Source organism: Comamonas antarctica, from assembly GCF_013363755.1.
Classification (GTDB): Bacteria; Pseudomonadota; Gammaproteobacteria; order Burkholderiales; family Burkholderiaceae_C; genus Comamonas; species Comamonas antarctica.
In genome coordinates this window covers 2,354,143-2,376,872 of the sequence record NZ_CP054840.1, presented here as the reverse complement: position 1 = coordinate 2,376,872, position 22,730 = coordinate 2,354,143, and the positions used below count along the sequence as shown (strand labels likewise).

Below are 22,730 nucleotides of genomic sequence, written 5' to 3'. Positions count from 1 at the left end.
GCGGGCTATGCCTTTGAATCCCGCGCGCTGCGCCCTGTCCATTGAATTTCCCCCGTCCTTGCCCGTGTCCGCGCGGCGCGAGGAGATCATGCTGGCGATGCAGCAGCACCAGGTGATCATCGTCTGCGGCGAAACCGGATCCGGCAAGACCACGCAGCTGCCGAAGATCGCGCTGGCGCTGGGCCGCGGCAAGTGCAATGCGCCCGAGGGCACGCGCGGCCGGCTGATCGGCCACACCCAGCCGCGGCGCATTGCGGCCAGCTCGGTGGCCAAGCGCATTGCCGAAGAACTCAAGACGCCGCTGGGCGATGTCGTCGGCTACAAGGTGCGCTTCCAGGACCGCCTGTCCAAGGACGCTTCGGTCAAGCTGATGACCGACGGTATCCTGCTGGCCGAAACCCAGACCGACCCGCTGCTGCAGGCCTACGACACGCTGATCATCGACGAGGCGCACGAGCGCAGCCTGAACATCGACTTCCTGCTGGGCTACCTGCGCCAGATCCTGCCCAAGCGCCCCGATCTCAAGGTGGTGGTGACCTCGGCCACCATCGATGCCGACCGCTTCGCGCGCCACTTCGCCTCGGCCGATGGCCCGGCGCCGGTCATCATGGTCTCGGGCCGCACCTATCCCGTGGAGCAGCGCTACCGTCCTTTCGAGGAAAGCCGTGACTACGGCCTCAACGAGGCGATTGCCGATGGCGTCGACGAACTCTGGGCCGGCGCGCGTGGCGGCGACATCCTGGTGTTCCTGCCGGGCGAGCGCGAGATCCGCGAGGCCGCCGACCATCTGCGCAAGCATTTGCAGCACCAGCCGGTGCTGCGCGGCGCCGAGGTGCTGCCGCTGTTCTCGCGCCTGTCGCAGGCCGAGCAGGACCGGATCTTCGAGGGCCACACCGGCCGGCGCATCGTGCTTGCGACCAACGTGGCCGAAACCTCGCTCACGGTGCCGGGCATCCGCTACGTGATCGACGCGGGCACGGCGCGCGTCAAGCGCTACAGTTTCCGCAGCAAGGTCGAGCAACTGCTGGTCGAGCCGATCAGCCAGGCCGCGGCCAACCAGCGCGCGGGCCGCTGCGGGCGCGTGGCCGACGGCATCTGCCTGCGTCTCTATGACGAGGCCGACTTTCTTGCGCGCCCGGCCTTCACCGACCCCGAAATCCTGCGCAGCTCGCTGGCCGGCGTGATACTGCGCATGAAGTCGCTGGGCCTGGGCGACGTGGTCAACTTCCCGTTTCTCGAAGCACCCACGGGCCGGGCGATTGCCGATGGCTACCAGCTGCTGGCCGAGCTCGGCGCCGTCACCGAGCGCGGCGACATCACGCCCATGGGCCAGGAGCTGTCGCGCCTGCCGCTCGACCCGCGCGTGGGCCGCATGATCCTCGAGGCGCGCGCGCGCGGCGCCGTGGCCGAGGTGCTGGTGATCGCTTCGGCGCTGTCGGTGCAGGACGTGCGCGACCGGCCCATCGATGCCCAGCAGCAGGCCGACCAGCAGCACGCCAAGTTCGACGACGAGAAAAGCGAGTTTTCCGGCTACCTGCGGCTGTGGAAATGGCTGCACGATGCGCGCGGCGGCAAGGTCGTCGCGCAAAGCCGGCGCGAGATGGCGGCCCAGGCCGCACCCGCGCCGCGCGTCTCGTCGCGCAGCGCGGCCTTCCTGCCCGCGTCCCAGCGCAGCAGCGGCGCGCAGCCGGCCGGCGCAGCGGCACCCGCCTGGACTCCCGCGCCCGGCGTGCCCGAAGCCGCCGACGACGCGTCGCACAAGATCAGCAACCGCCAGTGGGAGCAGTTGCTGCGGCAGAACTTCATCAACATCCGCCGGGTGCGCGAATGGCGCGACATCCACTCGCAGCTGCTCACGGTGGTCAAGGAACAGCGCTGGCAGATCAACACCGAGCCCGCGGGCTACGAGGCGCTGCACCTGTCCATGCTGTCGGGCCTTCTCGGCAACATCGGCTACAAGGCCGACGAGAGCGACAGCTACCTCGGAGCGCGCGGCATCCGCTTTCATCCGCACCCCGGCGCGCATCTGGCGAAGAAGCCCGGGCGCTGGATCGTCGCCGCGGAACTCGTCGAGACCTCGCGCCTCTACGGCCGCGGCATTGCCGCCATCGAGCCGGTGTGGCTTGAAGAGGTCGGTGCGCATCTGCTGAAAAAGCAGCTGCTCGACCCGCATTGGGAAAAGAAGGGCGCCGATGTGGTCGCGCTCGAACGCGCGACGCTTTACGGGCTGGTGGTCTACAACGGCCGGCGCGTGAGCTTCGGCAAGGTCGATCCGCAGTCGGCACGTGAGCTGTTCATTCGCCAGGCGCTGGTCGATGGCGGCTGGGACACGCGCCTGCCATTCCTTCAGGCCAACCGCAAGCTGGTGGCCCGGATCGAGGAGATGGAGCACAAGTCGCGGCGCCAGGACGTGCTGGTCGACGACGAGTTGATCTACGCTTTCTACGACCAGCAACTGCCGCAGGATGTGTTCAGCGGCGCGACGTTCGAGCGCTGGTTCCAGGGCGCGAGCCGCGAGAACTCCGACCTGCTGCGCCTCACGCGCGATGAACTGATGCGCCACGAGGCCGCGGGCATCACGACCCAGGCGTTTCCCAAGGTGGTCAAGCTCGGCGGCGTCGATTGCGTGGCCCAGTACCTGCATTCGCCCGGCGACGCGCGCGACGGCGTCACGGTGACGGTGCCGCTGTTCGTGCTCAACCAGGTCAGCGAGGAACGCGCCGAGTGGCTGGTGCCGGGCATGCTCAAGGACAAGATCCAGGCCTTGCTCAAGAGCCTGCCGCAGCGCCCGCGCAGCCGTTTCGTGCCGCTGCCCGAGAACGCTGCGCGCCTGGCCGAGCTGCTGTGCGCGCCCGAGCGCTATGTGCAGGGCGGGCTGATCGATGCGCTGCTCAAGCAGGTGCGCGACGAAACCTCGCTGGACGTCAAGCGCGCCGACTTCAAGCTCGACATGCTGAGCCCGCACCTGTTCATGAACTTTCGCGTCACGGATGAGCATGGCCGCCAGCTGGGGCAGGGCCGCAACCTGGGCGCGCTCAAGGCCCAGCTGGGCGCCAAGGCGCGCGGTGCGTTCCAGGCGCTGGCCGGCATGAAGCTGGCCAGCGTGCTGGACGAACCCGCGCCCGCGCCTGTGGCCGCACCGGCACGCAGCGCTGCGGCCAAGGCCGCGTCCGGCAAGGCGCCCGCAGCCGCGGCCAAGGCAGCCGCTGCGCCCGCCAGCAACGCGCCCTCGGCAAGCCAGCGTTACACGCAGTGGAGCTTTGGCACGCTGCCCGAGCTGATGGAGATCCGCCAGGGCCAGCAGTCGCTGGTCGGCTTCCCGGCGCTGATCGACCATGGCGATGCGGTCGGCATCGAAGTGTTCGACGAGCCCGAAGTCGCCGCCGCGCGGCACCGCGCGGGGCTGCGCCGGCTGTTTGCGCTGCAGATCCGCGACGCGCTCAAGTACCTCGAGAAGAACATTCCCGACCTGCAGAAGATGGCCGTGGCCTATATGCCGCTGGGCACGCAGGAGGAGCTGCGCCAGCAGATCATTGATGTCGCCATCGACCGCGTCTTCCTGCTCGAGCCGCTGCCCACGACCGAAGCCGAGTTCACCCAGCGCGTGCAGGACGGCCGCGGCCGGCTGACGCTGATTGCCAACGAGGTCGCACGCCTGGCCGGCGCCATCCTGACTGAGTATTCGGCCGCGGCGCGCAAGCTCAAGGACACGAAGAACGCGCCCGAGGCCACGGCCGACGCGCAGCAGCAGCTGCAAAGGCTCATGCCCAAGCAGTTCATCGCGGCCGCGCCCTGGACGCAGCTCGCGCACTTTCCGCGCTATCTCAAGGCCATCACGCTGCGCCTGGACAAGTACCGCGCCGACATGGCGCGCGATGCCGCGCGGCTGTCCGAACTGCGCCCGCACGAGCAGCGCTACTGGCGTCTGGTGGCGGACCGCAAGGGGCAGGTCGACGCGCGCATGCAGGAGTACCGCTGGATGCTCGAGGAGCTGCGCGTGGGCTTCTTTGCCCAGGAACTGCGCACGCCGTATCCGGTCAGCGTCAAGCGGCTGGACAAGGTGTGGGCGCAACTCCAGCGCTGAGCGCCATGGCTGGCTGGTTCTGGCGCCGCCCGCTGCTGCCGTCCGAGCGCGACTTCGTGCGGCAGCACTTTGGCGCGGCGCTCGATGGCCTGCTGCCGGGCATCCACCTGTACCTGCGCCGCGTGGGCGACACGCGGCGCGCGCTGTCGCTCAATGGCGGGCGCATCTCCATGCCGCGTGCCTGCTTCATGGCGGGCGACCCGTGCCAGCCGCTGCGCCTCACCAATGCGCAGATTGCCGGGTGGTTTGCGCATGAGCTGCTGCACCAGTGGCAGCGCGCGCAGGGCCTGCCGGTCACGCGCCAGGCCCTGTGGCTGCAGCTGCGCCATCTGCTGGGCGGGCGCAATCCCTACGACTATGCGCGCTGCGGCGATGCGCAAGCCATGCACGACTGCTTTGCGCGTGCCCAGGTCGAACAGCAGGGCCAGATCTGGGAGGACCATGTGCGCGCCTGCGTCGCGGGCCAGCCGGCGCAGGAGTTTGCGCTGGTGGCCCGGCGGGTGCGCGGCGGCGTGCCGCAAGACGCGTCAATGGGGTGAGGCCAGCAGGGCCAGCAGTTCCGGCTGCTCGACGCTGCGCGTCGCGCCGTAGCCGACCACATGGCGCGCATGTTGCGGACCGATGCAGACGAAGCGGAAGTCGCCCAGTTGGGTCATGGTCGTGGCATCGGGAAAGCGGCGCAGATAGGCGTGGCGTGCGCTGACCCAGGCCGCGGACCCCGATACCGGAAATTTCGCCAGTCCGATGATGGACACCCGCTCATGGATATGCACGGGCTGCGGCGCGGATTCGCTTTGTGCAATCAACAGGCTGACCACGGGCTGCGCCTGCATCTGGCGCGCATGGGGCGCCGCGCTGCTAGCCAGCAGCACCAGGCACTTGCCCACGCCGTCGATGGCGTAGGGCACCAGCCAGATGCCTGGCGCCTCGGCCGCCTGCTGGCTTTGGGTTGCGAGAGTGGCCGTGCGCCGGCTGTGAAGCAGCGCGCGCAAGGTCTGCGCGGACCGGGGAGACGCGGGTGACGGCTCGCTCGCGCCCGAGGCGCCGGCTGCCCGGGCTCCGGCCGAGGATGGAGCGTGCTTGCGCGCCATGCCGCTGAGGATGGTGTGGTTCATGCGGTCCCTCCCGGTAAACAGTGATGCTGAATGGGACGAGTTATAGAGGTGAACGCAGCCATCTGGTCAGTTGTAAATCAGCCGGTTTCCTTGTTTCAAATGGATACATTTTGCGAAATGGTCTTTTCTCCGGCAATAAAAACGCAGCGCCTGGCACATCCGATTTCCGGCTCTGCCGGGCAGCCTCGCGGTTTGGCCCAGAAACCCGTCAAAAACGGGTCGGCGGCATGGTGGCTTGGCGGTCTGAAGTGCCTCGACCCCCGGTGATGTCGGATAGCCGGGTGCCACCAAAGGGGTAGCCTGGCGCAAGGGGCTGAGGGCAATGAAAAATGCCCGCGAGTGCATATGGCCGGGTCGCGCAGATGACTCGACCCGGGGTTTGCTCCCGATGCCAGAGCGGGGCGGGTGGTCTAGGCTGGAAGCCTTCCCTGCCAACGATCCAAAACCTCCATGCGCCCTCACTACGCTTTCTGGCCCCAGCGGCTGCCCCATTCGATCACCGTTCCAGCGACCTCCGTCTGGGAGAACCTGGCCATCAGCGCGCGGCGCTATCCCGACAAGACCGCGCTGGTGTTCTTCGGCCGGCACACGAGCTACCGCGAGCTGGCCGAAGGCGTGGAGCGCATGGCCGCGTATCTGCACGGATTGGGCGTGCGCGCGGGCGACCGGGTGGTGGTGCTCATGCAGAACTCGCCGCAACTGGTGCTGGCGCATTACGCCATCCTGCGCGCCAACGCGGTGGTGGTGCCCGTGAACCCGATGAACCGCGCGGAAGAACTGCAGCACTACATCACCGATCCCGAGGCGCGTGTCGCGTTGACCAGCGGCGATCTCGCGCTCGAACTCGCCAAGGCCAGCAACGCCTTGCCCGCGGGCAATGGCTTGAAGCACCTGGTGGTGACCCAGTTCACCGACGCGTTTGAAACCGGGGTGCAGGGCGCCGATGCGCCGCCCGCGCAGTGGCGCGAGTGGCTGGGCACGCGCCATCCATTGCCCGATCTCGCGCGCGGCGAAGTCCATGCCTGGGAAGAGGCGCTGGCCTGCACCGAGGCGCCGCCGCAGCACACCGCCGGCAGCGGCGACCTGTGCGTGCTGCCCTATACCAGCGGCACGACCGGCCTGCCCAAGGGCTGCATGCACACCCACCACAGCATCATGCACAACGCGGTGGCATCGGGCATCTGGAGCAATGGCACGAGCGAGCAGGTGGTGCTGGGCGTGGTGCCGATGTTCCATATCACCGGCCTGGTGTCGATGCTGCACGCCTGCATTTACCTGGGCGCGACCCTGGTGATCATGCCGCGCTGGGACCGGGACCTGGCAGGCCGCCTGATCTCGCGCTACCAGGTCACGAGCTGGACCAACATCCCGACCATGGTCATCGACCTGATGGGCAGTCCGAATTTCGACGAGTACGATCTCACCAGCCTGCGCCACATCGGCGGCGGCGGCGCGGCCATGCCGCAGGCCGTGGCACAGCGCCTGCTCGACCAGTTCGGCCTGCGCTACATCGAGGGCTACGGCCTGACCGAAACCGCCGCGCCCTCGCACAGCAATCCGCCCGACCGGCCCAAGCAGCAATGCCTGGGCATTCCGTTCATGAGCACGGATGCGCGCGTGATCGACCCCGACACGCTGCTGGAGGTGCCCCAGGGCGAGCAGGGGGAGATCGTGATCCACGGCCCCGAAGTGTTCGCGGGCTACTGGAAATGCCCCGAGGCCACGGCCGCGGCCTTCATCGAGATCGAGGGCAAGCGCTTTTTCCGCTCGGGCGACCTGGGCCGCGTCGATGAGGACGGCTACTTCTTCATCACCGACCGCCTCAAGCGCATGATCAACGCCAGCGGCTTCAAGGTGTGGCCCGCGGAGGTCGAGGCGCTGATGTTCAAGCACCCCGCCGTGCAGGAAGCCTGCGTGATCTCGGCGCGCGACAGCTACCGCGGCGAGACCGTCAAGGCGGTCATCGTGCTGCGCGCCTCGCACAAGGACCAGGTCAGCGCCCAGGAGATCCTCGACTGGTGCCGCGAGCACATGGCCAGCTACAAGGCGCCGCGCCAGGTGGTATTCGTCGACGCGCTGCCCAAGAGCGGCAGCGGCAAGGTGATGTGGCGCGTATTGCAGGAGCGCGAGGCCGCCGCGTGATGCCGGGCGCGGTTCACCAGACCCCCGATCCAGCCATGATTTCGCACTCTCAGGAATACGCCATGAATGTTCTGCCAATCCATCGACGCACGCTGCTGCAGGGGGCCGCCGCCTGGGCCGGCGCAAGCCTGCTGGGCGCGGCCCACGCACAAGCCGCGAAGGCGTCCTGGCCGTCCAAGCCGATACGCATCATCGTCCCCTACAACGCGGGCGGAAGCACCGACGTCGTCGCGCGCACCCTGGCCGACGGCATGTCCAAGCGCCTGGGCAAGCCGGTGGTGGTGGACAACCGCGGCGGCGCCTCCGGCATCCTGGGCACCGATGCGGTGGCGCGCGCGCCGGCCGACGGCCATACGCTGCTGGTTTCGCTGTCGACGTCGATGATGGTCAACCAGTACCTCTACTCCAAGCTGCCCTACAACCCGGAAAAGGACCTGGAACTGGTCAGCCAGATCGCCACCGCGCCGATCGTGCTGGTCGTCCATCCCTCGGTGCCGGCCAACAACATGCAGGAACTGCTGGCCTATGTGAAGGCGCGCAAGGGCAAGCTGTCGTATGGCTCGTGGGGGCAGGGCTCGCAGGCGCATCTGGTGGGCGCCTATCTCAGCAAGACCACGGGCGCGGACATGACCCATGTCGCCTACAAGGGCGAGGCGCCGATGCTGCAGGACCTGCTGGGCGGGCAGCTGCAGCTGTGCTTTGCCGGCGTGGCCGGTGCCAAGCCCTTTGTCGATGCGGGCCGGCTCAAGGCCATCGGTCTGGTCGGCCGCGAGCGCGCGCCGACGCTGCCCCAGGTCGCCACCTTGCATGAGCAAGGTCTGACCGACGGCGCCTGTTCGGTCGTCGGCTGGATAGGCCTGGGCGCGCCCGCCGGTCTTCCTGCGGAAGTGCTGGCGCAACTCTCCAGCCTGGTGAAGGAGCTGGCGCTCGAACCCAGGATGCAGGAGCAACTGGTCAACACCGGGGGCCTTGCGGTCATGGGCACGCCCCAGGCGTTTCGCGAGGTCTACCAGCGCGATGCGCCCGCCTGGAAGGCACTGGTGGCGGCCGCGGATGTGAAGCTCGATTGAGGCGGGGCATGGCGTGGCACGCTGTGCCTTGCCCGTGCTTTCCCGCAAGGCCGCTGTCACAGGAAACGCGTCCGCGCTGGCTTGGCGGTGGCGCCAGTCAGGGTCCAATCGGAAGATCGATGGCCACTGGAGGTTTCTTCCATGCGCGTCCTTTTTTCCGCGTTTCCTCTTGCGCTGCTGCTGGCCGCTTCTCCGGCGCCATGCCGCGCGCTGGCACCGTCTCATGCAGCCGTGCTGGCACTGGCCCGGCAGGAGCAGCAGCCGCTGCTCGACACGCTGCGCGATCTGGTGCAGATCGAATCGGGCAGCAATGACGTTGAAGCGCTGGCGCGGATTGCCGCGCTGATCGCGGCGCGGTTGCAGCAGCGTGGGGCCACGGCAGAGATCCTGGAGCCCGTCGACATCCACCGGCTGGACGACACGCCCGAGCGGATCGGCCCCATGGTGCTGGCCCGCCTCCAGGGGCAGGGCACGAAGAACATCCTGCTTCTTGCGCACATGGATACCGTCTATCCCCCCGGCATGCTCAAGGACCAGCCGTTTCGTCTGGACGGCGACCGGGCCTGGGGCCTGGGCATTGGCGACGACAAGCAGGGCGTGGCCGCGATCATCCATACCGTGGGCCTGCTGCAAAAGCTGGGCTTCAGCGACTACGGCGTGCTCACCGTGCTGATCAACGGCGACGAGGAGATCAGCTCGCCTGGCGCGCGCAATACCATCACGCGCCTGGCTGCGGCGCAGGATGCGGTGCTTTCGTTCGAGGGCGGCGGTGCGGATGGGGCGCTGCGGCTGGCGACCAGCGGTATCGGCGCGGCCTACCTCACGGTGCAGGGCAAGGCGGCGCATGCCGGCGTCTCGCCGGAGCAGGGCGTGAATGCGCTCTACGAGCTGTCGCACCAGCTGCTGCAGATGCGCGATCTGTCGCGGCACGCGCAGGGCTTGAAGCTGCACTGGACCGTGGCCAGCGCCGGCACCCATCGCAATGTGGTGCCCGCGCAGGCGCGGGCGCAGGCGGATGCGCGGGCGTTGCAGCTGGCGGATTTCCATGCGCTGGAACAGGCCATGCAGGCCAGGGTGCACAACCAGTTGCTGCCCGAGTCCCGCGTGCAACTGAAGTTCGAAGTGCGCCGCCCGCCGCTGGCCGCCAGCGCCGCGTCGCGCCGCGTGGCGGCGCACGCCCGGCGCATCTATCGGGAAATCGGCCTGCAGCTGCCGGTGCTGGAGGAAGCCACGGGCGGGGGCACCGATGCGGCGTTTGCCGCGTTGCAGACCCGTGGCGCGGTGGTGGAGGGCATGGGCCTTGGCAGCCTGGGCGCCCACTCCGGCAACGCCGAGCACGTGCTCATCGGCAGCATCGTGCCGCGGCTCTATCTGGCCACCCGCCTGGTGATGGACTTGTCGCGCGGCGCTGCCGGTGAGCGCCGATGAGCACCACGCCCGGCTAGGGAGCGGGGATGGGCTGGCCGGGGTAATCCTCGGCGGGAATGTCGGGACGGAACTCGGCCATGACCGCGCCATCGACCGCGCCCTGCAGCGTGCAGGTCACGCGCGTCCTGGTGCCGTGGCTGCCCTCATCGGGCTCGAGTATCAGCACGCGCTCCAGGCGCGATTTGCCTGGGGCATCGCCCGGTGGCGACGCGACGCGTTCCCAATGGCCGTCTTTGCGCACTTCGGCACGCGCCAGCAGGCCTTGCGCCGGCACCAGCTGTTCGCCGCGGTCGATCAGCGGACGCAACTGCTGCGCGACCTTTTCGGGGCTGCCTTCGACGACGAAGCCCCAGAACAGGTAGTTGCCCAGCAGGTCGAGATCGACGCTCTTGTCGAAGTACGACAGCAGCTTCACGCCAGCGACCTGGGGCGCATGCCGCAGCGGCACGGAATCGGCCTCGACATAGGCGCGGCTGCCGACCGGAATCCAGCTTACATTTTTGGCGGATTCCAGCGGTACATGTCTCTCCCACGCGGCGGAATGGGTGTGAAGGCTGGCGAAGAACTGGTCGTCGCAGTGGCTGAAGGCGCGGAAGGTGTCTTCGAGGGCGGCATTGCTGGCCAGGGCGATCGGGGCCAGCAGGCTGGAAGCAAGCAGAGCGGTGCGGGTCAGCAGGTTCATGGGCTTGTGATGCGGATGTGGCACACGGCGGGCGCCATCAACCGCCTATTCAAGCAGGCCGGCGCGGACCGGCTTGTCGGCCAAATGCTTGTCTTCGCTGATGCCGATGGCGCCAGTCGCCCAAGAACTGCAGGGTGTCCCGGCAGGGGCGTGACAGCGTCGGCCGCACTGCCGCTGTCCGCTTCAATCCTGCGGCGGCCCGTCCAACGCGCCCCGCACCAGCTGCGTGTGCTGGCCCAGCGTGGGCGCGGCAAACGGCTCGGGGCCGGGGGTGCGGTCGAACGCGATGGCGCGGGTGAAGCCCCGGTAGCTGCCCAGCGTCGGGTGGGCGATGTCGGTGATCATGCCTTCGGCGGCGACCTGCGGGTGATCGAACATGTCTTCGACGGCGCGGGCCGCGGCGCAGGGCACGGCTTCGCCAAACAGCGCTTCCCATTCCAGCGCGCTGCGCGCGGCCAGCGCCTGGCGCAGCCGCGGCACGAGTTCATCGTGGTGCTGGGCGCGCAGCCGCACGCTGGCATAGCGCGGGTCGGCGGCGAGTTCGGGCAGGCCTATCTTCTCGCACAGCGCCTGCCAGAAATGCGATGTGTTCGCGGAAATGTAGAGATGGCCCTCCCGCGTGGGATGGATGCCGGTGATGCCGCCCGAACGCATGTCGCGGCCGATGTCGCGCGGCTCGCCTTCGGCCCAGACCAGGCGCGCCGACTGCATGGTCAGCGCCGCGCGCAGCAGCGACACGCCCACATGCTGGCCCAGGCCGCTTTGCGTGCGCTCGTACAGCGCCGACGACACGCCCGCGGCGACCAGCGCGGACGCGTAGTAATCGACCACCGAGCCATAGAGGATCTCAGGCGCGCCGTTGTCCTTGGCCTGCATGGCGCACATGCCGGTCATGGTCTGCAGCACCTGGTCGTAGCCGGCCTTGCTGCGCAGCGGGCCGGTGGCGCCGTAGCCCGTGACGCTGCAGTAGACCAGGCGCGGGTTGATATGCGCCAGTTGCTCGAAGGCAATGCCCAGGCGTTCGGGAACGCCGGGGCGGAAGTTGTGCACCAGCACGTCGGCGTCGCGCACCAGGCGCATCAGCGTGGCCAGTTCATCGGGTTGCTTGAGGTCCAGCACCATGCCCCACTTGCTGCGGTTCACGCCGACGAAAGCACGGCTTTCCGCCTCGAGCGTGGACGGGTACTTGCGCAGGTTGTCGCCCGCGGGCGGCTCGATCTTGATGACTTCGGCGCCCTGGTCGGCGAGCAGCGAACAGCCATAGGGGCCGGCAATATAGGCGCTCAAATCCAGCACGCGGATGCCGCTGAGGGGGCCGCGCGGGCCGGGCCGTTGTTCTGACAGGTCTTGCTGCATGTGTCTGGTCTCTTGCGGAAAAGGCCATGGGCGCAGGCCCATGGCGGCAGTGCGCAGCCGCATGCCGCGGCACTGCCAGGGGAAATGGGCCGGTTCAGTCGGCCACGATCTGGCGCTCCTTGGCCAGCTTCTTCCAGCGCTCGACGTCGCCGCGGATCACGTCGCCGAACTGCTGCGGTGTCAGCGACGCAGCCAGCGCGCCTTCGCGCAGGAAGCTGGCCTTGATTTGCGGCGTGGCCAGGATCTGGTTCACGGCCTGGTTCAACTGGTTGACGATGGGCGCGGGCGTGCCCGCGGGGGCGAGCAGGCCCCACCACAGATCGAAGGCGTAGCCCGGCACCGCGCTGGCCATGGGCGTCAGCTCGGGCGCAATCGGGCTGGGCTCCAGGCTGGTGATGCCGATGGCGCGCAGCTTGCCGTTGCGCACCATGGGCAGGATCGAAGGCGCGCTGGAAATCATCATCTGCACCTGGTTGCCGATCACGTCGGTGACGGCGGGGCCCTGGCCCTTGTACGGCACATGGGTGATGTCGAAGCCCGGTGCCATGGAGCGCAGCATTTCGGTGGCGAAATGGTTGACGCTGCCGGTGCCCGAAGTGGCGTAGTTGAATTTGCCCGGGTTGGCCTTGACCGCCTGCACCAGTTCGGCCGGCGTGCGCGCCGCGAATTCGTTGTTGACGGCAATCACCATGGGACCGCGCGCCAGCATGGCCACCGGCGCCAGGCTTTTCACCGCGTCGAATGGCAGGCGTGGCTGGATGGCGGCGTTGGTTGTCATGCTCGACGACACGGCCACCAGGGTGTAGCCGTCGGCCGGCGCCTTGGCGACCTGGCCCGTGCCGGTGTTGCCGCTCGCGCCGGGCCGGTTGTCGACGATGACGGTCTGCTTCAGCACCTCGCCCAGCTCCTTGGCGATCTGGCGCGCGAACGAGTCGTTCGAGCCGCCGGGCGGGTAGGGCACGACCATGGTGATGGGCTTGCTTGGATAGCTGGCGCCGGGCTGGGCCTGGGCCAGCGGCGCCAGGCTTGCCGTGCCCAAGGCGAGCGCGGTCGTGAGGATGCTGCGGCGCAGCGTGTGGCTTGAGGGTTGCATGCCTGTCTCCTGGTTGTTGTGGGTGTTCGGGGTGTCAGTGCGCTGGCGGCACCAGGCCCAGGGCCTGGGCTTGGGCCACCAGCGCCTGGGCGCGCAGCACGAATGGCCGGTCGATCATCTTTCCGTCCACCACATAGGCACCGACGCCATCGGCATCGGCCCGGGCCGCGGCCTCGACGACCCTGAGCGCGCTGGCGAGTTCCGCGGCGCCGGGCTGGAACACGGCGTTGGCCGTGGCCACCTGGCTGGGATGGATGCAGGTCTTGCCGGTGAAGCCGAGGCGGGCCGCGAGTTCGGCTTCGGCGCGAAAACCCTCGGCGTCCTGGATGTTGGCAAACGCACCGTCATAGGCCGCGATGCCGGCTTCGGCCGCCGCCAGGCGCACGCGGAGCAGCACCTGCGCAATGGCGGCGGTCTCGCGGCGGTGGATGCCATAGGGTTCGAACAGGTCGCCCAGGCCGACCTGCAGGCCCACGGCCAGCGGATGGGCAGCGGCAATCTCATGCGCCAGGCGCAGCGCGCGCGGCGTCTCGATGTTGAGCAGCAGGCGCGGCGCACGCGCCATGCCCGCGGCGCTTGCCGCGCGCTCCACGGCTTCGGCTGCGGCGCGCACGTCGTCGGCGCTTTCGGGCTTGGGCAGGTTGATCCAGTCCACGGCCGGACAGACGATCCCGGCGACATCGCGCTCGAAGTGGGGTGTGTCCATCGCGTTGATGCGCACGATCAGCGTCTTGCGATGACCGGCCAGCGCCGCGGAGCTGTGCAGGAAGGCTTGCAGCAGGGCGCGCGCTTCATTCTTGCGCGGCTCGGCCACCGCATCTTCGAGGTCGAAGGACAGGCTGTCGGCCGCGCCGGCCAGCGCCTTGGCAAACAACTCGGGACGGGATGCGGGAACAAACAGTTTGCTTCTCATGCGGCGATTGTGGGACGCGTAAAAAGCAAAAGAAACACATGCAATCTTTCTTCAAAAGCAAGAAATAATGGGGTGATGGAGACCCAATACCTGCATAGCTTCCTGCTGGTCGTCGAAACCGGCTCGCTCGCCGAAGCGGCGCGGCGCCTGCACCTCACCTCGGCCGCCGTGGCGCAGCAGATGCGCACGCTCGAGCGCGAGTTCGGCACGGATCTGCTGGCGCGCGCCGGGCGCACCGTCGCGCCCACGCCGGCCGGGCACCGGCTCGCGGCCGCGGCGCCGCAACTGCTGCGCGATCTGGCGCATGCGCGCACCCACGTGAACCAGGAGGCCGAAGTCGGCGAGCTGACCATCGGCACCATCAACACCGCGCTGCACAGCCTGCTGCCCGACATCCTGGCGCGCTTCGTGGCCGAACTGCCCGGGGTCACCGTGTTCCTGCAGTCGGGCACGACCCAGCAGGTCTACCACGCGGTGCAGCAGGGCGCGCTTGACGCGGCGGTATGCCTCTACCCTTCGTTTGCGCTGTCGAAGGCATTCGACTGGTCGCTGCTGCGCGAGGAGTCGCTGATCCTGCTGGCGCCACGCCATCTGGCAGCGCTTGCGCCGCTGGAGCTGCTGCGCACCCAGCCGCTGATACGCTACGACCGCAGCCTGGGCGGCGGGCAGATGGTCGAGCGCTACCTGCGCGCGGCGCGCATCACGCCGCGCGAGCGCTTCGAACTCAGCTCGCTGGTGGCGATCTCGATGATGGTCGACCGCGGCCTGGGCGTGGCCGTGGTGCCCGATACTGCGCTGGACTGGCATGACGGCCAGAACGTGGTGCGGCTGGCACTGCCCGCGCAGGGCGGGGCGCCTGCGGCGGAGTCGCGCCGCTTCGGCATGCTGTGGCTGCGCTCGTCGCCGCGGCTGGCGCGCATCCGCCGGCTTGTCGATTGCGCGCAGCAGGTGGTGGGGGAGCGGGGCTATGCCGCGCCTCGCCCCGGTGCATCTGCGGGTTATGCCGAATAGCTATACCTGCTAGCGGGCGCAAAGCCTAGTGGAGGCGACCCTGATTGGTGAGAATGAAGCAAACACACAGGAGACACAACAGCGATGCAGACGGCTATCCCTTGCCTTTTGATGCGTGGCGGCACCTCGAAAGGCCCTTTCTTCCGTGCGCAGGACCTGCCCCAGGATCTGCCCACGCGCGACAAGGTGCTGCTTGCCGCCATGGGTTCCCCCGACAAGCGCCAGATCGACGGCATCGGCGGCGCCCATCCGCTGACCAGCAAGGTCGGCATCGTGTCGCCGAGCGAGCGCGAAGGCATTGACCTCGAATTCCTGTTTGCCCAGCTGCAACCCGACAAAGACACTGTCGACACCACGCCCAACTGCGGCAACATGCTCGCGGCCGTGGTGCCGTTCGCGCTCGAGACCGGCATGGTCAGCGCGCGCGGCGAGACCAGCACCTTCCGCGTGCTCACGCTCAACACCGACATGGCGGCCGACATCACGGTGCAGACGCCGGGCGGCGAGATCTCGTATGAAGGCACGGCGCGCATCGACGGCGCTCCGGGCCAGTCGGCGCCGGTCGACATCGGCTTTCTCGACACCGCGGGTTCGGTCTGCTCCAGCCTGCTGCCCACGGGCAACGCCAAGGACACGATCACCGTCACGGGCGAAGGCTTCGACGACTTCACGCTCGATGTGACCTGCATCGACAACGGCATGCCGCTGGTGATCCTGCGCGCGCAGGACGTGGGCCGCACGGGCCGGGAAAGCGTTGCCGAGCTCAACGCCGATGACGATCTCAAGCGCCGCATCGAGGCGCTGCGCCTGCAGATCTCGCAGCGCATGGGCCTGGGCGATGTGACGCACAAGAACTACCCAAAGATGACGCTGATCGCTGCGCCCGAACATGGCGGCGCGCTGACCACGCGCAGCTTCATTCCCCATGTCTGCCACGAGGCGATTGGCGTGCTGGCCGCGGTGACCGTCGGCACTGCGGTCAAGATGCCGGGCACGGTCTGCGAAGGCGTGGCCGAGGTGCCCGCGGGAGATGGCAGCATCACGGTGTCGGTCGAGCATCCCACCGGCGAATTCAGCGTCACGCTGGACAGCGATCCGGCCGAGCCGTCGGTCGTGACCAAGGCGGCCTTGCTGCGTACCGCGCGCCTGCTGATGCGCGGCGAGGTCATGGTGCCGCGCAGCGTCTGGGACGGCGCGCGCTGAGCCGCCCCCGGTTGAAGTTTGCAATCGCGGCCGCCCGCCCAAGCGACCGCGGCCAGAGTGAAGTGAAGCGTTATGTCATCCAAGTCCCCGCGTGAGTCCGGCGCTGCCGTGAATGTGCAGACCCTGCTCAACGAGCATCCGTTTTCCGGTTTCCAGTGGCGCATCTTCGCGCTGTGTTTCTTCATCGTGCTGCTCGATGGCTTCGATACCTCGGCCATCGGCTACATCGCCCCCCATCTGATGACGGAGTGGGGCGTGAGCAAGCCCGATCTCGCGCCGGTGCTCAGCGCCGCGCTGTTCGGCCTGGCCGCGGGCGCACTGAGCGCCGGCCCGCTGGCCGACAAGCTGGGCCGCAAGCTGGTGCTGGTGGGCTCGGTGGCGCTGTTTGCCGCGGCCTGCCTGGCGTCCGCATTCTCGCCCGACCTGTGGACCCTCACGGTGCTGCGCTTCATCACCGGCGTGGGCCTGGGCGCGGCCATGCCCAACGCGGTGACGCTGATGAGCGAGTACTGCCCCGATGGCCGCCGCTCGACGCTCACCAATGCGATGTTCTGCGGCTTTCCGCTGGGCGCGGCGTTTGGCGGCTTCCTCGCGGCCTGGATGATTCCGCACCTGGGCTGGCGCAGCGTGCTGGTGCTGGGCGGCGTGCTGCCGCTGGTGCTGGTCGTGCTGCTGCTGTGGCAGCTGCCCGAGTCGGTGCGCTACATGGTGGCCAAGCAATATCCCGTCGAGCGCGTGCGCCGCGTGCTGGTGCGCATTGCCGGCGACAGCGTCAGGAGCGTGCAGCGTTTCGTCATGACCGAAAGCGCGCCCGAGTCCGATGCCAAGAGCGGAATTGGCGTCGTTCTGTCGGCGCCGTACCGCGTCGGCTCGGTCATGATGTGGCTGGCGTATTTCATGGGCCTGGTGATCTTCTACGCGCTGATCAACTGGATGCCCATCCTCTTCCGCGATGCGGGGCTCGATCCCAAGACCGGCGCGCTGGTCGCGGCGCTGTTCCCGCTGGGCGGCGTGGGCGCGGTGTTCTTCGGCTGGCTCATGGACCGCTTCAACGCCACGCGCATCATTGCCGTCGGCTATGCGCTCACCGCCGTGTCGATCTGGTGGATCGGCCAGACCGCGGGCAACCTCGGCTGGCTGGTGGTGTCGGTGTTTCTCGCCGGCACGATCATGAATACCGCGCAGTCGTCCATGCCGGCGCTGGCCGCGGCCTTCTACCCGACACGCGGCCGTGCCACGGGCGTGGCCTGGATGCTGGGCATCGGCCGCTTTGGCGGCATCGCCGGCTCGTTCCTGGTCGCGCAGCTGTCGGCCCAGCAGCTGGGCTTCAGCGAGATCTTCAGCGTGGTGGCCGTAGCCGGCCTGGTCGCCACGGCCGCGCTGGTCGTCAAGGAAATCTTCAGCCCCAAGCCCCACGGTGAAGCCGTGGGCCGCACCGCCGCGCACTAATCCGGCACCTTCAAGAATTACAGGAGAACATTGCAATGATCATCGACGTACACGGCCACTACACCACGGCCCCCGCCGCCCTTGGCGCCTGGCGCGACCTGCAGATCGCCGGCCTCAAGGACCCGAGCCAGGCCCCGTCGGCCAGTTCGCTGAAGATCAGCGACGACGAGATCCGCGAGACCATCGAGACCAACCAGCTCAAGCTGATGAAGCAGCGCGGCTCGGACCTCACGATCTTCAGCCCGCGCGCGAGCTTCATGGCGCACCATATCGGCAACTTCGAGACCTCGTCGACCTGGGCCGCGATCTGCAACGAGCTGTGCTTCCGCGTGAGCGAACTGTTCCCCGAGCATTTCATTCCCGCAGCGATGCTGCCGCAGTCGCCGGGCGTCGACCCCGCGACCTGCATTCCCGAGCTGGTGAAGTGCGTCGAGCAATACGGCAATGTCGGCATCAACCTGAACCCCGATCCGTCGGGCGGCCACTGGACCTCGCCGCCGCTGTCCGACCGCAGCTGGTACCCGATCTACGAAAAGATGGTCGAGTACGACATTCCGGCCATGATCCACGTGAGCACCAGCTGCAACAGCTGCTTCCACACCACGGGCGCGCACTACCTCAACGCCGACACCACGGCCTTCATGCAGTGCCTGACCAGCGACCTGTTCAAGGACTTCCCCACGCTCAAGTTCCTGATTCCGCATGGCGGCGGCGCCGTGCCCTACCACTGGGGGCGATTCCGCGGCCTGGCGCAGGAGCTGAAGAAGCCGCTGCTGGACGAGCATCTGCTCAACAACATCTTCTTCGACACCTGCGTCTACCACCAGCCGGGCATTGATTTGCTCACCAACGTGATCCCGGTCAAGAACATTCTTTTTGCCAGCGAGATGATCGGTGCGGTGCGCGGCATCGACCCGACCACGGGCCATTACTACGACGACACCAAGCGCTATATCGAAGCCACGCAGAACCTGAGCGAGGAAGAGCGCTTCCAGGTCTACGAAGGCAATGCGCGCCGCGTGTTCACGCGCCTCGATGCCGCGCTCAAGAAGAAGGGCCTGTAAGCAGGCCGCCAACGATCAGGAGATTCAGATGTACGAACTGGGTGTGGTTTATCGCAACATTCAACGCGCCGACAGGGCCGCGGCCGACGGCCTCGCGGCGCTGGGCTCGGCCACGGTGCATGAAGCCATGGGCCGCGTGGGCCTGCTCAAGCCCTATATGCGGCCGATCTATTCCGGCCAGCAAGTGTCGGGTACGGCCGTCACGGTGCTGCTGCAGCCTGGCGACAACTGGATGATGCATGTCGCGGCCGAGCAGATCCAGCCTGGCGATGTCGTGGTCGCGGCCGTGACCTCCGAATGCACCGATGGCTATTTCGGCGACCTGCTGGCGACCAGCTTCCAGGCGCGCGGCGCGCGCGCGCTGATCATCGACGCCGGCGTGCGCGACGTGAAGACGCTGCAGGAGATGAACTTCCCGGTCTGGAGCCGCGCCATCTCCTCGCGCGGCACCATCAAGGCCACGCTGGGCTCGGTGAACATTCCCGTGGTCTGCGCCGGCATGTGGGTCACGCCCGGCGATGTGATCGTGGCCGACGACGACGGCGTGGTCTGCGTGCCCGCGGCCAGGGCCGCCGCCACGCTCGAAGCCGCGCAAAAGCGCGAGAGCTTCGAAGGCGAGAAGCGCGCCAAGCTGGCTTCGGGCGTGCTGGGCCTGGACATGTACAAGATGCGCGAGCCCCTGGAAAAGGCGGGTCTCCGCTATATGGATTGACACCCCCTGAGCCGCTCACGCGGCTTCCCCCTCTCATCCTTCGGTGGAGGGGGACGACACCATCGCTGCGGGGCGGCCCTTGTTCGGTGTCCCCTACCTGGGACACGCCAGTTTCCTCGGCCGCTGGCAGTGCGAAAGACGTGGATAAAAGAAAGCGGATTTACATGGCAAATTTCGAAAAGACCCCGGGCTGGCTCGATTGGTACAGCGGTCCGTCCAAGCCCACATTCCAGGTGCCGGCCGGCGCCGTCGATGCCCACTGCCATGTGTTTGGCCCGGGCAATGAATTCCCGTTCGCGCCGGAGCGCAAGTACACGCCCTGCGACGCGAGCAAGGCACAGCTGTTTGCGCTGCGCGACCAGCTGGGCTTTGCGCGCAACGTGATCGTGCAGGCCACCTGCCACGGCGCCGACAACAGCGCCATGGTCGATGCCTGCAAGGCCTCGGGCGGCAAGGCGCGCGGCGTGGCCACGGTCAAGCGCAGCATCAGCGATGAAGAGCTGCAGGCGCTGCATGACGCCGGCGTGCGCGGCGTGCGCTTCAACTTCGTCAAGCGTTTGGTCGACTTCACGCCCAAGGACGAGCTGCTGGAGATCGCCGGCCGCATCCAGAAGCTGGGCTGGCATGTGGTGATCTACTTCGAGGCCGTGGACCTGCCCGAGCTGTGGGACTTCTTCACCAGCCTGCCGACCACGGTGGTGGTGGACCACATGGGTCGCCCCGACGTCAGCAAGCCCGTCGACGGCCCGGAATTCGAGTTGTTCCTGAAGTTCATGCGCGAGCACAAGAATGTCTGGAGCAAGGTCTCGTGCCCCGAGCGCCTGTCCATCACCGGCCCGAAGGCATTGGACGGCGAGCAGAATGCCTACCAGGACGTGGTGCCGTTCGCGCGCCGCGTGGTCGAGGAGTTCCCCGACCGCGTGCTCTGGGGCACTGACTGGCCGCACCCCAACCTCAAGGACCATATGCCCGACGACGGCCTGCTGGTGGATTTCATTCCCCACATCGCGCCTACGGAGGAACTCCAGCGCAAGCTGCTGGTGGACAATCCCATGCGTCTGTATTGGCCAGAAGAAAGCGGCAAGGAGGCCTGATCATGGCTCTGCATAAACCTTATACCGATGTGCCCGGCACCATCATCTTCGACGCCCAGCAGTCGCGCAAAGGCTACTGGCTCAATCAGTTCTGCATGTCGCTGATGAAGCCCGAGAACCGCGCGCGCTTCAAGGCCAACGAGCGTGCCTATCTCGACGAGTGGGCAATGACCGAGGAGCAGAAGCAGGCGGTGCTGGCGCGCGACCTGAACTGGTGCATGCGCACCGGCGGCAACATCTACTTCCTCGCCAAGATCGGCGCCACCGACGGCCTGAGCTTCCAGCAGATGGCCGGCTCCATGACCGGCATGACCGAGGAAGAATACCGCGCCATGATGGTTGCCGGCGGCCGTTCGGCGCAGGGCAACCGCGTCATTGGCGAAGACGGCGACGCGCAGGCGCACCGCCAGCCCCAGGGACTGTCCGCACGCAAGGAGGGCAACTGAATGGCCCGCATCACCGCTTCCGTTTTCACTTCGCATGTGCCCGCGATCGGCGCGGCCATCGACCTGGGCCGCACCCAGGATGCGTACTGGCAGCCCGTGTTCAAGGGCTATGAGTATTCGCAGCAGTGGATGAAGGACAACAAGCCCGACGTCGTCTTCCTGGTCTACAACGACCACGCGACCGCGTTCAGCCTGGACCTGATTCCCACGTTTGCCATTGGCACGGCCGAAAGCTACGCTCCTGCCGACGAAGGCTGGGGCCCGCGCCCCGTGCCCACCGTGGTCGGCCATCCCGACCTGGCGTCGCACATCGCGCAGTCGGTCATCCAGCAGGATTTCGACCTGACCATCGTCAACAAGATGGATGTCGACCACGGCCTCACCGTGCCGCTGTCGCTGATGTGCGGCCAGCCCGGCCCGGGCGAGGGCTGGCCCTGCCCGGTGATCCCGTTTGCCGTGAACGTCGTGCAGTACCCCGTGCCCTCGGGCCAGCGCTGCTTCAACCTGGGCCGTGCGATCCGCAATGCCGTCGAAAGCTACGACGAAGACCTCAACGTGCATATCTGGGGCACGGGCGGCATGAGCCACCAGTTGCAGGGCGCGCGTGCCGGCCTGATCAACAAGGAATGGGACCTGGCCTTTCTCGATCGCCTGGTCGACAACCCGCATGGCCTGGCCAAGATGCCGCATATCGACTATGTGCGCGAGGCCGGCTCCGAGGGCATCGAGCTGGTGATGTGGCTCATCGCACGCGGCGCGATGTCCGATATCGACAGCCCTGCGCCCGTGCCCAAGGTCGCACACCGTTTCTACCATGTGCCCGCCTCGAATACCGCCGTGGGCCACCTGATCCTGGAGAACCAATGAACAGCAAGAAGACCATCAAAGTAGCCCTGGCCGGCGCCGGCGCGTTTGGCATCAAGCACCTCGACGGCATCAAGAACATCGACGGCGTCGAAGTCGTGTCGCTGGTCAGCCGCGACCTCGAAAAGACGCGTGAAGTCGCCGACAAGTACGGCATCGCGCATGTGAGCACCGACCTCGCCGACAGCCTGGCGCTGCCCGAGGTCGACGCCGTGATCCTGTGCACGCCCACGCAGATGCATGCGGCCCAGGCCATCCAGTGCCTCGAAGCCGGCAAGCACGTGCAAGTCGAGATCCCCATGGCCGACAGCCTGGCCGATGCCGAAGCCGTGGTCGCCGCGCAGAAGAAATCGGGCCTGGTGGCGATGTGCGGCCACACGCGCCGCTTCAATCCCAGCCACCAGTGGATCCACAAGAAGGTGGCCGCGGGCGAGTTGCATCTGCAGCAGATGGACGTGCAGACCTATTTCTTCCGCCGCACCAACACCAACGCGCTGGGCCAGGCGCGCAGCTGGACCGACCACCTGCTGTGGCACCATGCCGCGCACACCGTGGACCTGTTTGCCTACCAGGCCGGCAGCCCCATCGTGCAGGCCAACGCCATCCAGGGCCCGATCCACCCCGTGCTGGGCATTGCCATGGACATGAGCATCCAGCTCAAGGCCGCGAACGGCGCGATCTGCACGCTGAGCCTGTCGTTCAACAACGACGGCCCGCTGGGCACCTACTTCCGCTACATCGGCGACACCGGCACCTATCTCGCGCGCTACGATGACCTGTTCAATGGCAAGGACGAGAAGATCGACGTCTCCAAGGTCGATGTGTCGATGAACGGCATCGAGCTGCAGGACCGCGAATTCTTCGCCGCCATCCGCGAAGGCCGCGAACCCAATGCCAGCGTGGCCCAGGTGCTGCCCTGCTATCAAGTGCTGCATAAGCTTGAGCAACAATTGAGCTAAGAAATCGGGCAAGCTTGCCTGACTTCGCAACTCCCAGGCCAGTGC

Annotated in this window: 19 protein-coding genes; 14 read left to right on the top strand and 5 right to left on the bottom strand. The window is 67.5% G+C overall.

Annotated elements, in window-relative coordinates:
* Positions 1-88 precede the first annotated feature (88 nt).
* Together hrpA and HUK68_RS11055 are read left to right on the top strand one after the other, a co-directional pair.
* Positions 89-4,084: an ATP-dependent RNA helicase HrpA gene (gene hrpA, locus HUK68_RS11060; protein WP_244146342.1), complete on the top strand. Its 3,996-nt coding sequence runs from the start codon at positions 89-91 to the stop codon at positions 4,082-4,084.
* 5 nt (positions 4,085-4,089) lie between these two features.
* Positions 4,090-4,623 (top strand): hypothetical protein, encoded by a 534-nt coding sequence (locus HUK68_RS11055; RefSeq protein ID WP_175504194.1) that lies wholly within the window; start codon positions 4,090-4,092, stop codon positions 4,621-4,623.
* Here HUK68_RS11055 and HUK68_RS11050 read toward each other — a convergent pair.
* Positions 4,612-5,199 carry a pyridoxamine 5'-phosphate oxidase family protein gene (locus HUK68_RS11050; RefSeq protein ID WP_244146141.1) on the bottom strand — a complete coding sequence of 196 codons (588 nt, stop codon included), beginning with the start codon at positions 5,197-5,199 and terminating at the stop codon, positions 4,612-4,614. The genes HUK68_RS11055 and HUK68_RS11050 overlap by 12 nt on opposite strands.
* A 450-nt stretch (positions 5,200-5,649) precedes the next feature.
* Here HUK68_RS11050 and HUK68_RS11045 point away from each other — a divergent pair, with 450 nt between their 5' ends.
* From HUK68_RS11045 to HUK68_RS11035, 3 genes are all read left to right on the top strand, one after another.
* A complete protein-coding gene (locus tag HUK68_RS11045) occupies positions 5,650-7,341 on the top strand; it encodes a long-chain fatty acid--CoA ligase (protein WP_175504193.1) in 1,692 nt (563 codons plus the stop codon).
* Between the two features lie 62 nt (positions 7,342-7,403).
* The gene (locus HUK68_RS11040) at positions 7,404-8,411 is read left to right on the top strand and encodes a Bug family tripartite tricarboxylate transporter substrate binding protein (protein WP_175504192.1); all 1,008 of its coding nucleotides are present in this window, start codon (positions 7,404-7,406) and stop codon (positions 8,409-8,411) included.
* Between the two features lie 141 nt (positions 8,412-8,552).
* Positions 8,553-9,839: a glutamate carboxypeptidase gene (locus HUK68_RS11035; protein ID WP_175504191.1), complete on the top strand. Its 1,287-nt coding sequence runs from the start codon at positions 8,553-8,555 to the stop codon at positions 9,837-9,839.
* Between the two features lie 13 nt (positions 9,840-9,852).
* Here the strand turns inward: HUK68_RS11035 and HUK68_RS11030 are convergent, their stop codons facing one another.
* The 4 genes from HUK68_RS11030 to HUK68_RS11015 form a co-directional block, all read right to left on the bottom strand.
* Positions 9,853-10,521 (bottom strand): hypothetical protein, encoded by a 669-nt coding sequence (locus tag HUK68_RS11030; protein WP_175504190.1) that lies wholly within the window; start codon positions 10,519-10,521, stop codon positions 9,853-9,855.
* A 183-nt stretch (positions 10,522-10,704) separates the two neighbouring features.
* A complete protein-coding gene (locus HUK68_RS11025; protein WP_175504189.1) occupies positions 10,705-11,877 on the bottom strand; it encodes a CoA transferase in 1,173 nt (390 codons plus the stop codon).
* 94 nt (positions 11,878-11,971) lie between these two features.
* Entirely contained in the window at positions 11,972-12,970 is a 999-nt protein-coding gene (locus HUK68_RS11020) for a tripartite tricarboxylate transporter substrate binding protein (protein WP_175504188.1), read from the bottom strand.
* Between the two features lie 34 nt (positions 12,971-13,004).
* Positions 13,005-13,883, bottom strand: a complete 879-nt coding sequence (locus HUK68_RS11015; protein WP_175504187.1) for an HpcH/HpaI aldolase/citrate lyase family protein — start codon at positions 13,881-13,883, stop codon at positions 13,005-13,007.
* Between the two features lie 75 nt (positions 13,884-13,958).
* Between HUK68_RS11015 and HUK68_RS11010 the strand changes: the two genes are divergently transcribed.
* From HUK68_RS11010 to HUK68_RS10970, 9 genes are all read left to right on the top strand, one after another.
* Positions 13,959-14,894 (top strand): LysR family transcriptional regulator, encoded by a 936-nt coding sequence (locus HUK68_RS11010; RefSeq protein WP_175504186.1) that lies wholly within the window; start codon positions 13,959-13,961, stop codon positions 14,892-14,894.
* A gap of 84 nt (positions 14,895-14,978) precedes the next feature.
* Positions 14,979-16,097 carry a 4-oxalomesaconate tautomerase gene (locus tag HUK68_RS11005; protein WP_175504185.1) on the top strand — a complete coding sequence of 373 codons (1,119 nt, stop codon included), beginning with the start codon at positions 14,979-14,981 and terminating at the stop codon, positions 16,095-16,097.
* Between the two features lie 72 nt (positions 16,098-16,169).
* Complete coding sequence (locus HUK68_RS11000; RefSeq protein ID WP_175504184.1) at positions 16,170-17,546, top strand: MFS transporter; 1,377 nt, start codon at positions 16,170-16,172, stop codon at positions 17,544-17,546.
* 35 nt (positions 17,547-17,581) lie between these two features.
* On the top strand, positions 17,582-18,610 hold the full coding sequence (locus tag HUK68_RS10995) for an amidohydrolase family protein (protein WP_175504183.1): 1,029 nt from the start codon (positions 17,582-17,584) through the stop codon (positions 18,608-18,610).
* 28 nt (positions 18,611-18,638) lie between these two features.
* A complete protein-coding gene (ligK, locus tag HUK68_RS10990) occupies positions 18,639-19,322 on the top strand; it encodes a 4-carboxy-4-hydroxy-2-oxoadipate aldolase/oxaloacetate decarboxylase (protein WP_175504182.1) in 684 nt (227 codons plus the stop codon).
* A 164-nt stretch (positions 19,323-19,486) separates the two neighbouring features.
* Positions 19,487-20,416, top strand: a complete 930-nt coding sequence (locus tag HUK68_RS10985) for an amidohydrolase family protein (RefSeq protein ID WP_175504181.1) — start codon at positions 19,487-19,489, stop codon at positions 20,414-20,416.
* 2 nt (positions 20,417-20,418) lie between these two features.
* Positions 20,419-20,862, top strand: coding sequence for a protocatechuate 4,5-dioxygenase subunit alpha (gene ligA / locus HUK68_RS10980; RefSeq protein WP_175504180.1), 444 nt, complete (start codon positions 20,419-20,421; stop codon positions 20,860-20,862).
* On the top strand, positions 20,863-21,729 hold the full coding sequence (locus tag HUK68_RS10975) for a class III extradiol dioxygenase subunit beta (protein ID WP_175504179.1): 867 nt from the start codon (positions 20,863-20,865) through the stop codon (positions 21,727-21,729).
* A complete protein-coding gene (locus HUK68_RS10970) occupies positions 21,726-22,685 on the top strand; it encodes a Gfo/Idh/MocA family oxidoreductase (RefSeq protein WP_175504178.1) in 960 nt (319 codons plus the stop codon). Before HUK68_RS10975 ends, HUK68_RS10970 begins: the two co-directional genes overlap by 4 nt.
* Positions 22,686-22,730: the final 45 nt, after the last annotated feature.

Excerpts from the sequence above, each read along its gene's own strand:
- hrpA (WP_244146342.1), top strand. The coding sequence starts at position 89 with ATGCTGGCGATGCAGCAGCACCAGGTGATCATCGTCTGCGGCGAAACC.
- HUK68_RS11055 (WP_175504194.1), top strand. The coding sequence starts at position 4,090 with ATGGCTGGCTGGTTCTGGCGCCGCCCGCTGCTGCCGTCCGAGCGCGAC.
- HUK68_RS11050 (WP_244146141.1), bottom strand. The coding sequence starts at position 5,199 with ATGAACCACACCATCCTCAGCGGCATGGCGCGCAAGCACGCTCCATCC.
- HUK68_RS11045 (WP_175504193.1), top strand. The coding sequence starts at position 5,650 with ATGCGCCCTCACTACGCTTTCTGGCCCCAGCGGCTGCCCCATTCGATC.
- HUK68_RS11040 (WP_175504192.1), top strand. The coding sequence starts at position 7,404 with ATGAATGTTCTGCCAATCCATCGACGCACGCTGCTGCAGGGGGCCGCC.
- HUK68_RS11035 (WP_175504191.1), top strand. The coding sequence starts at position 8,553 with ATGCGCGTCCTTTTTTCCGCGTTTCCTCTTGCGCTGCTGCTGGCCGCT.
- HUK68_RS11030 (WP_175504190.1), bottom strand. The coding sequence starts at position 10,521 with ATGAACCTGCTGACCCGCACCGCTCTGCTTGCTTCCAGCCTGCTGGCC.
- HUK68_RS11025 (WP_175504189.1), bottom strand. The coding sequence starts at position 11,877 with ATGCAGCAAGACCTGTCAGAACAACGGCCCGGCCCGCGCGGCCCCCTC.
- HUK68_RS11020 (WP_175504188.1), bottom strand. The coding sequence starts at position 12,970 with ATGCAACCCTCAAGCCACACGCTGCGCCGCAGCATCCTCACGACCGCG.
- HUK68_RS11015 (WP_175504187.1), bottom strand. The coding sequence starts at position 13,883 with ATGAGAAGCAAACTGTTTGTTCCCGCATCCCGTCCCGAGTTGTTTGCC.
- HUK68_RS11010 (WP_175504186.1), top strand. The coding sequence starts at position 13,959 with ATGGAGACCCAATACCTGCATAGCTTCCTGCTGGTCGTCGAAACCGGC.
- HUK68_RS11005 (WP_175504185.1), top strand. The coding sequence starts at position 14,979 with ATGCAGACGGCTATCCCTTGCCTTTTGATGCGTGGCGGCACCTCGAAA.
- HUK68_RS11000 (WP_175504184.1), top strand. The coding sequence starts at position 16,170 with ATGTCATCCAAGTCCCCGCGTGAGTCCGGCGCTGCCGTGAATGTGCAG.
- HUK68_RS10995 (WP_175504183.1), top strand. The coding sequence starts at position 17,582 with ATGATCATCGACGTACACGGCCACTACACCACGGCCCCCGCCGCCCTT.
- ligK (WP_175504182.1), top strand. The coding sequence starts at position 18,639 with ATGTACGAACTGGGTGTGGTTTATCGCAACATTCAACGCGCCGACAGG.
- HUK68_RS10985 (WP_175504181.1), top strand. The coding sequence starts at position 19,487 with ATGGCAAATTTCGAAAAGACCCCGGGCTGGCTCGATTGGTACAGCGGT.
- ligA (WP_175504180.1), top strand. The coding sequence starts at position 20,419 with ATGGCTCTGCATAAACCTTATACCGATGTGCCCGGCACCATCATCTTC.
- HUK68_RS10975 (WP_175504179.1), top strand. The coding sequence starts at position 20,863 with ATGGCCCGCATCACCGCTTCCGTTTTCACTTCGCATGTGCCCGCGATC.
- HUK68_RS10970 (WP_175504178.1), top strand. The coding sequence starts at position 21,726 with ATGAACAGCAAGAAGACCATCAAAGTAGCCCTGGCCGGCGCCGGCGCG.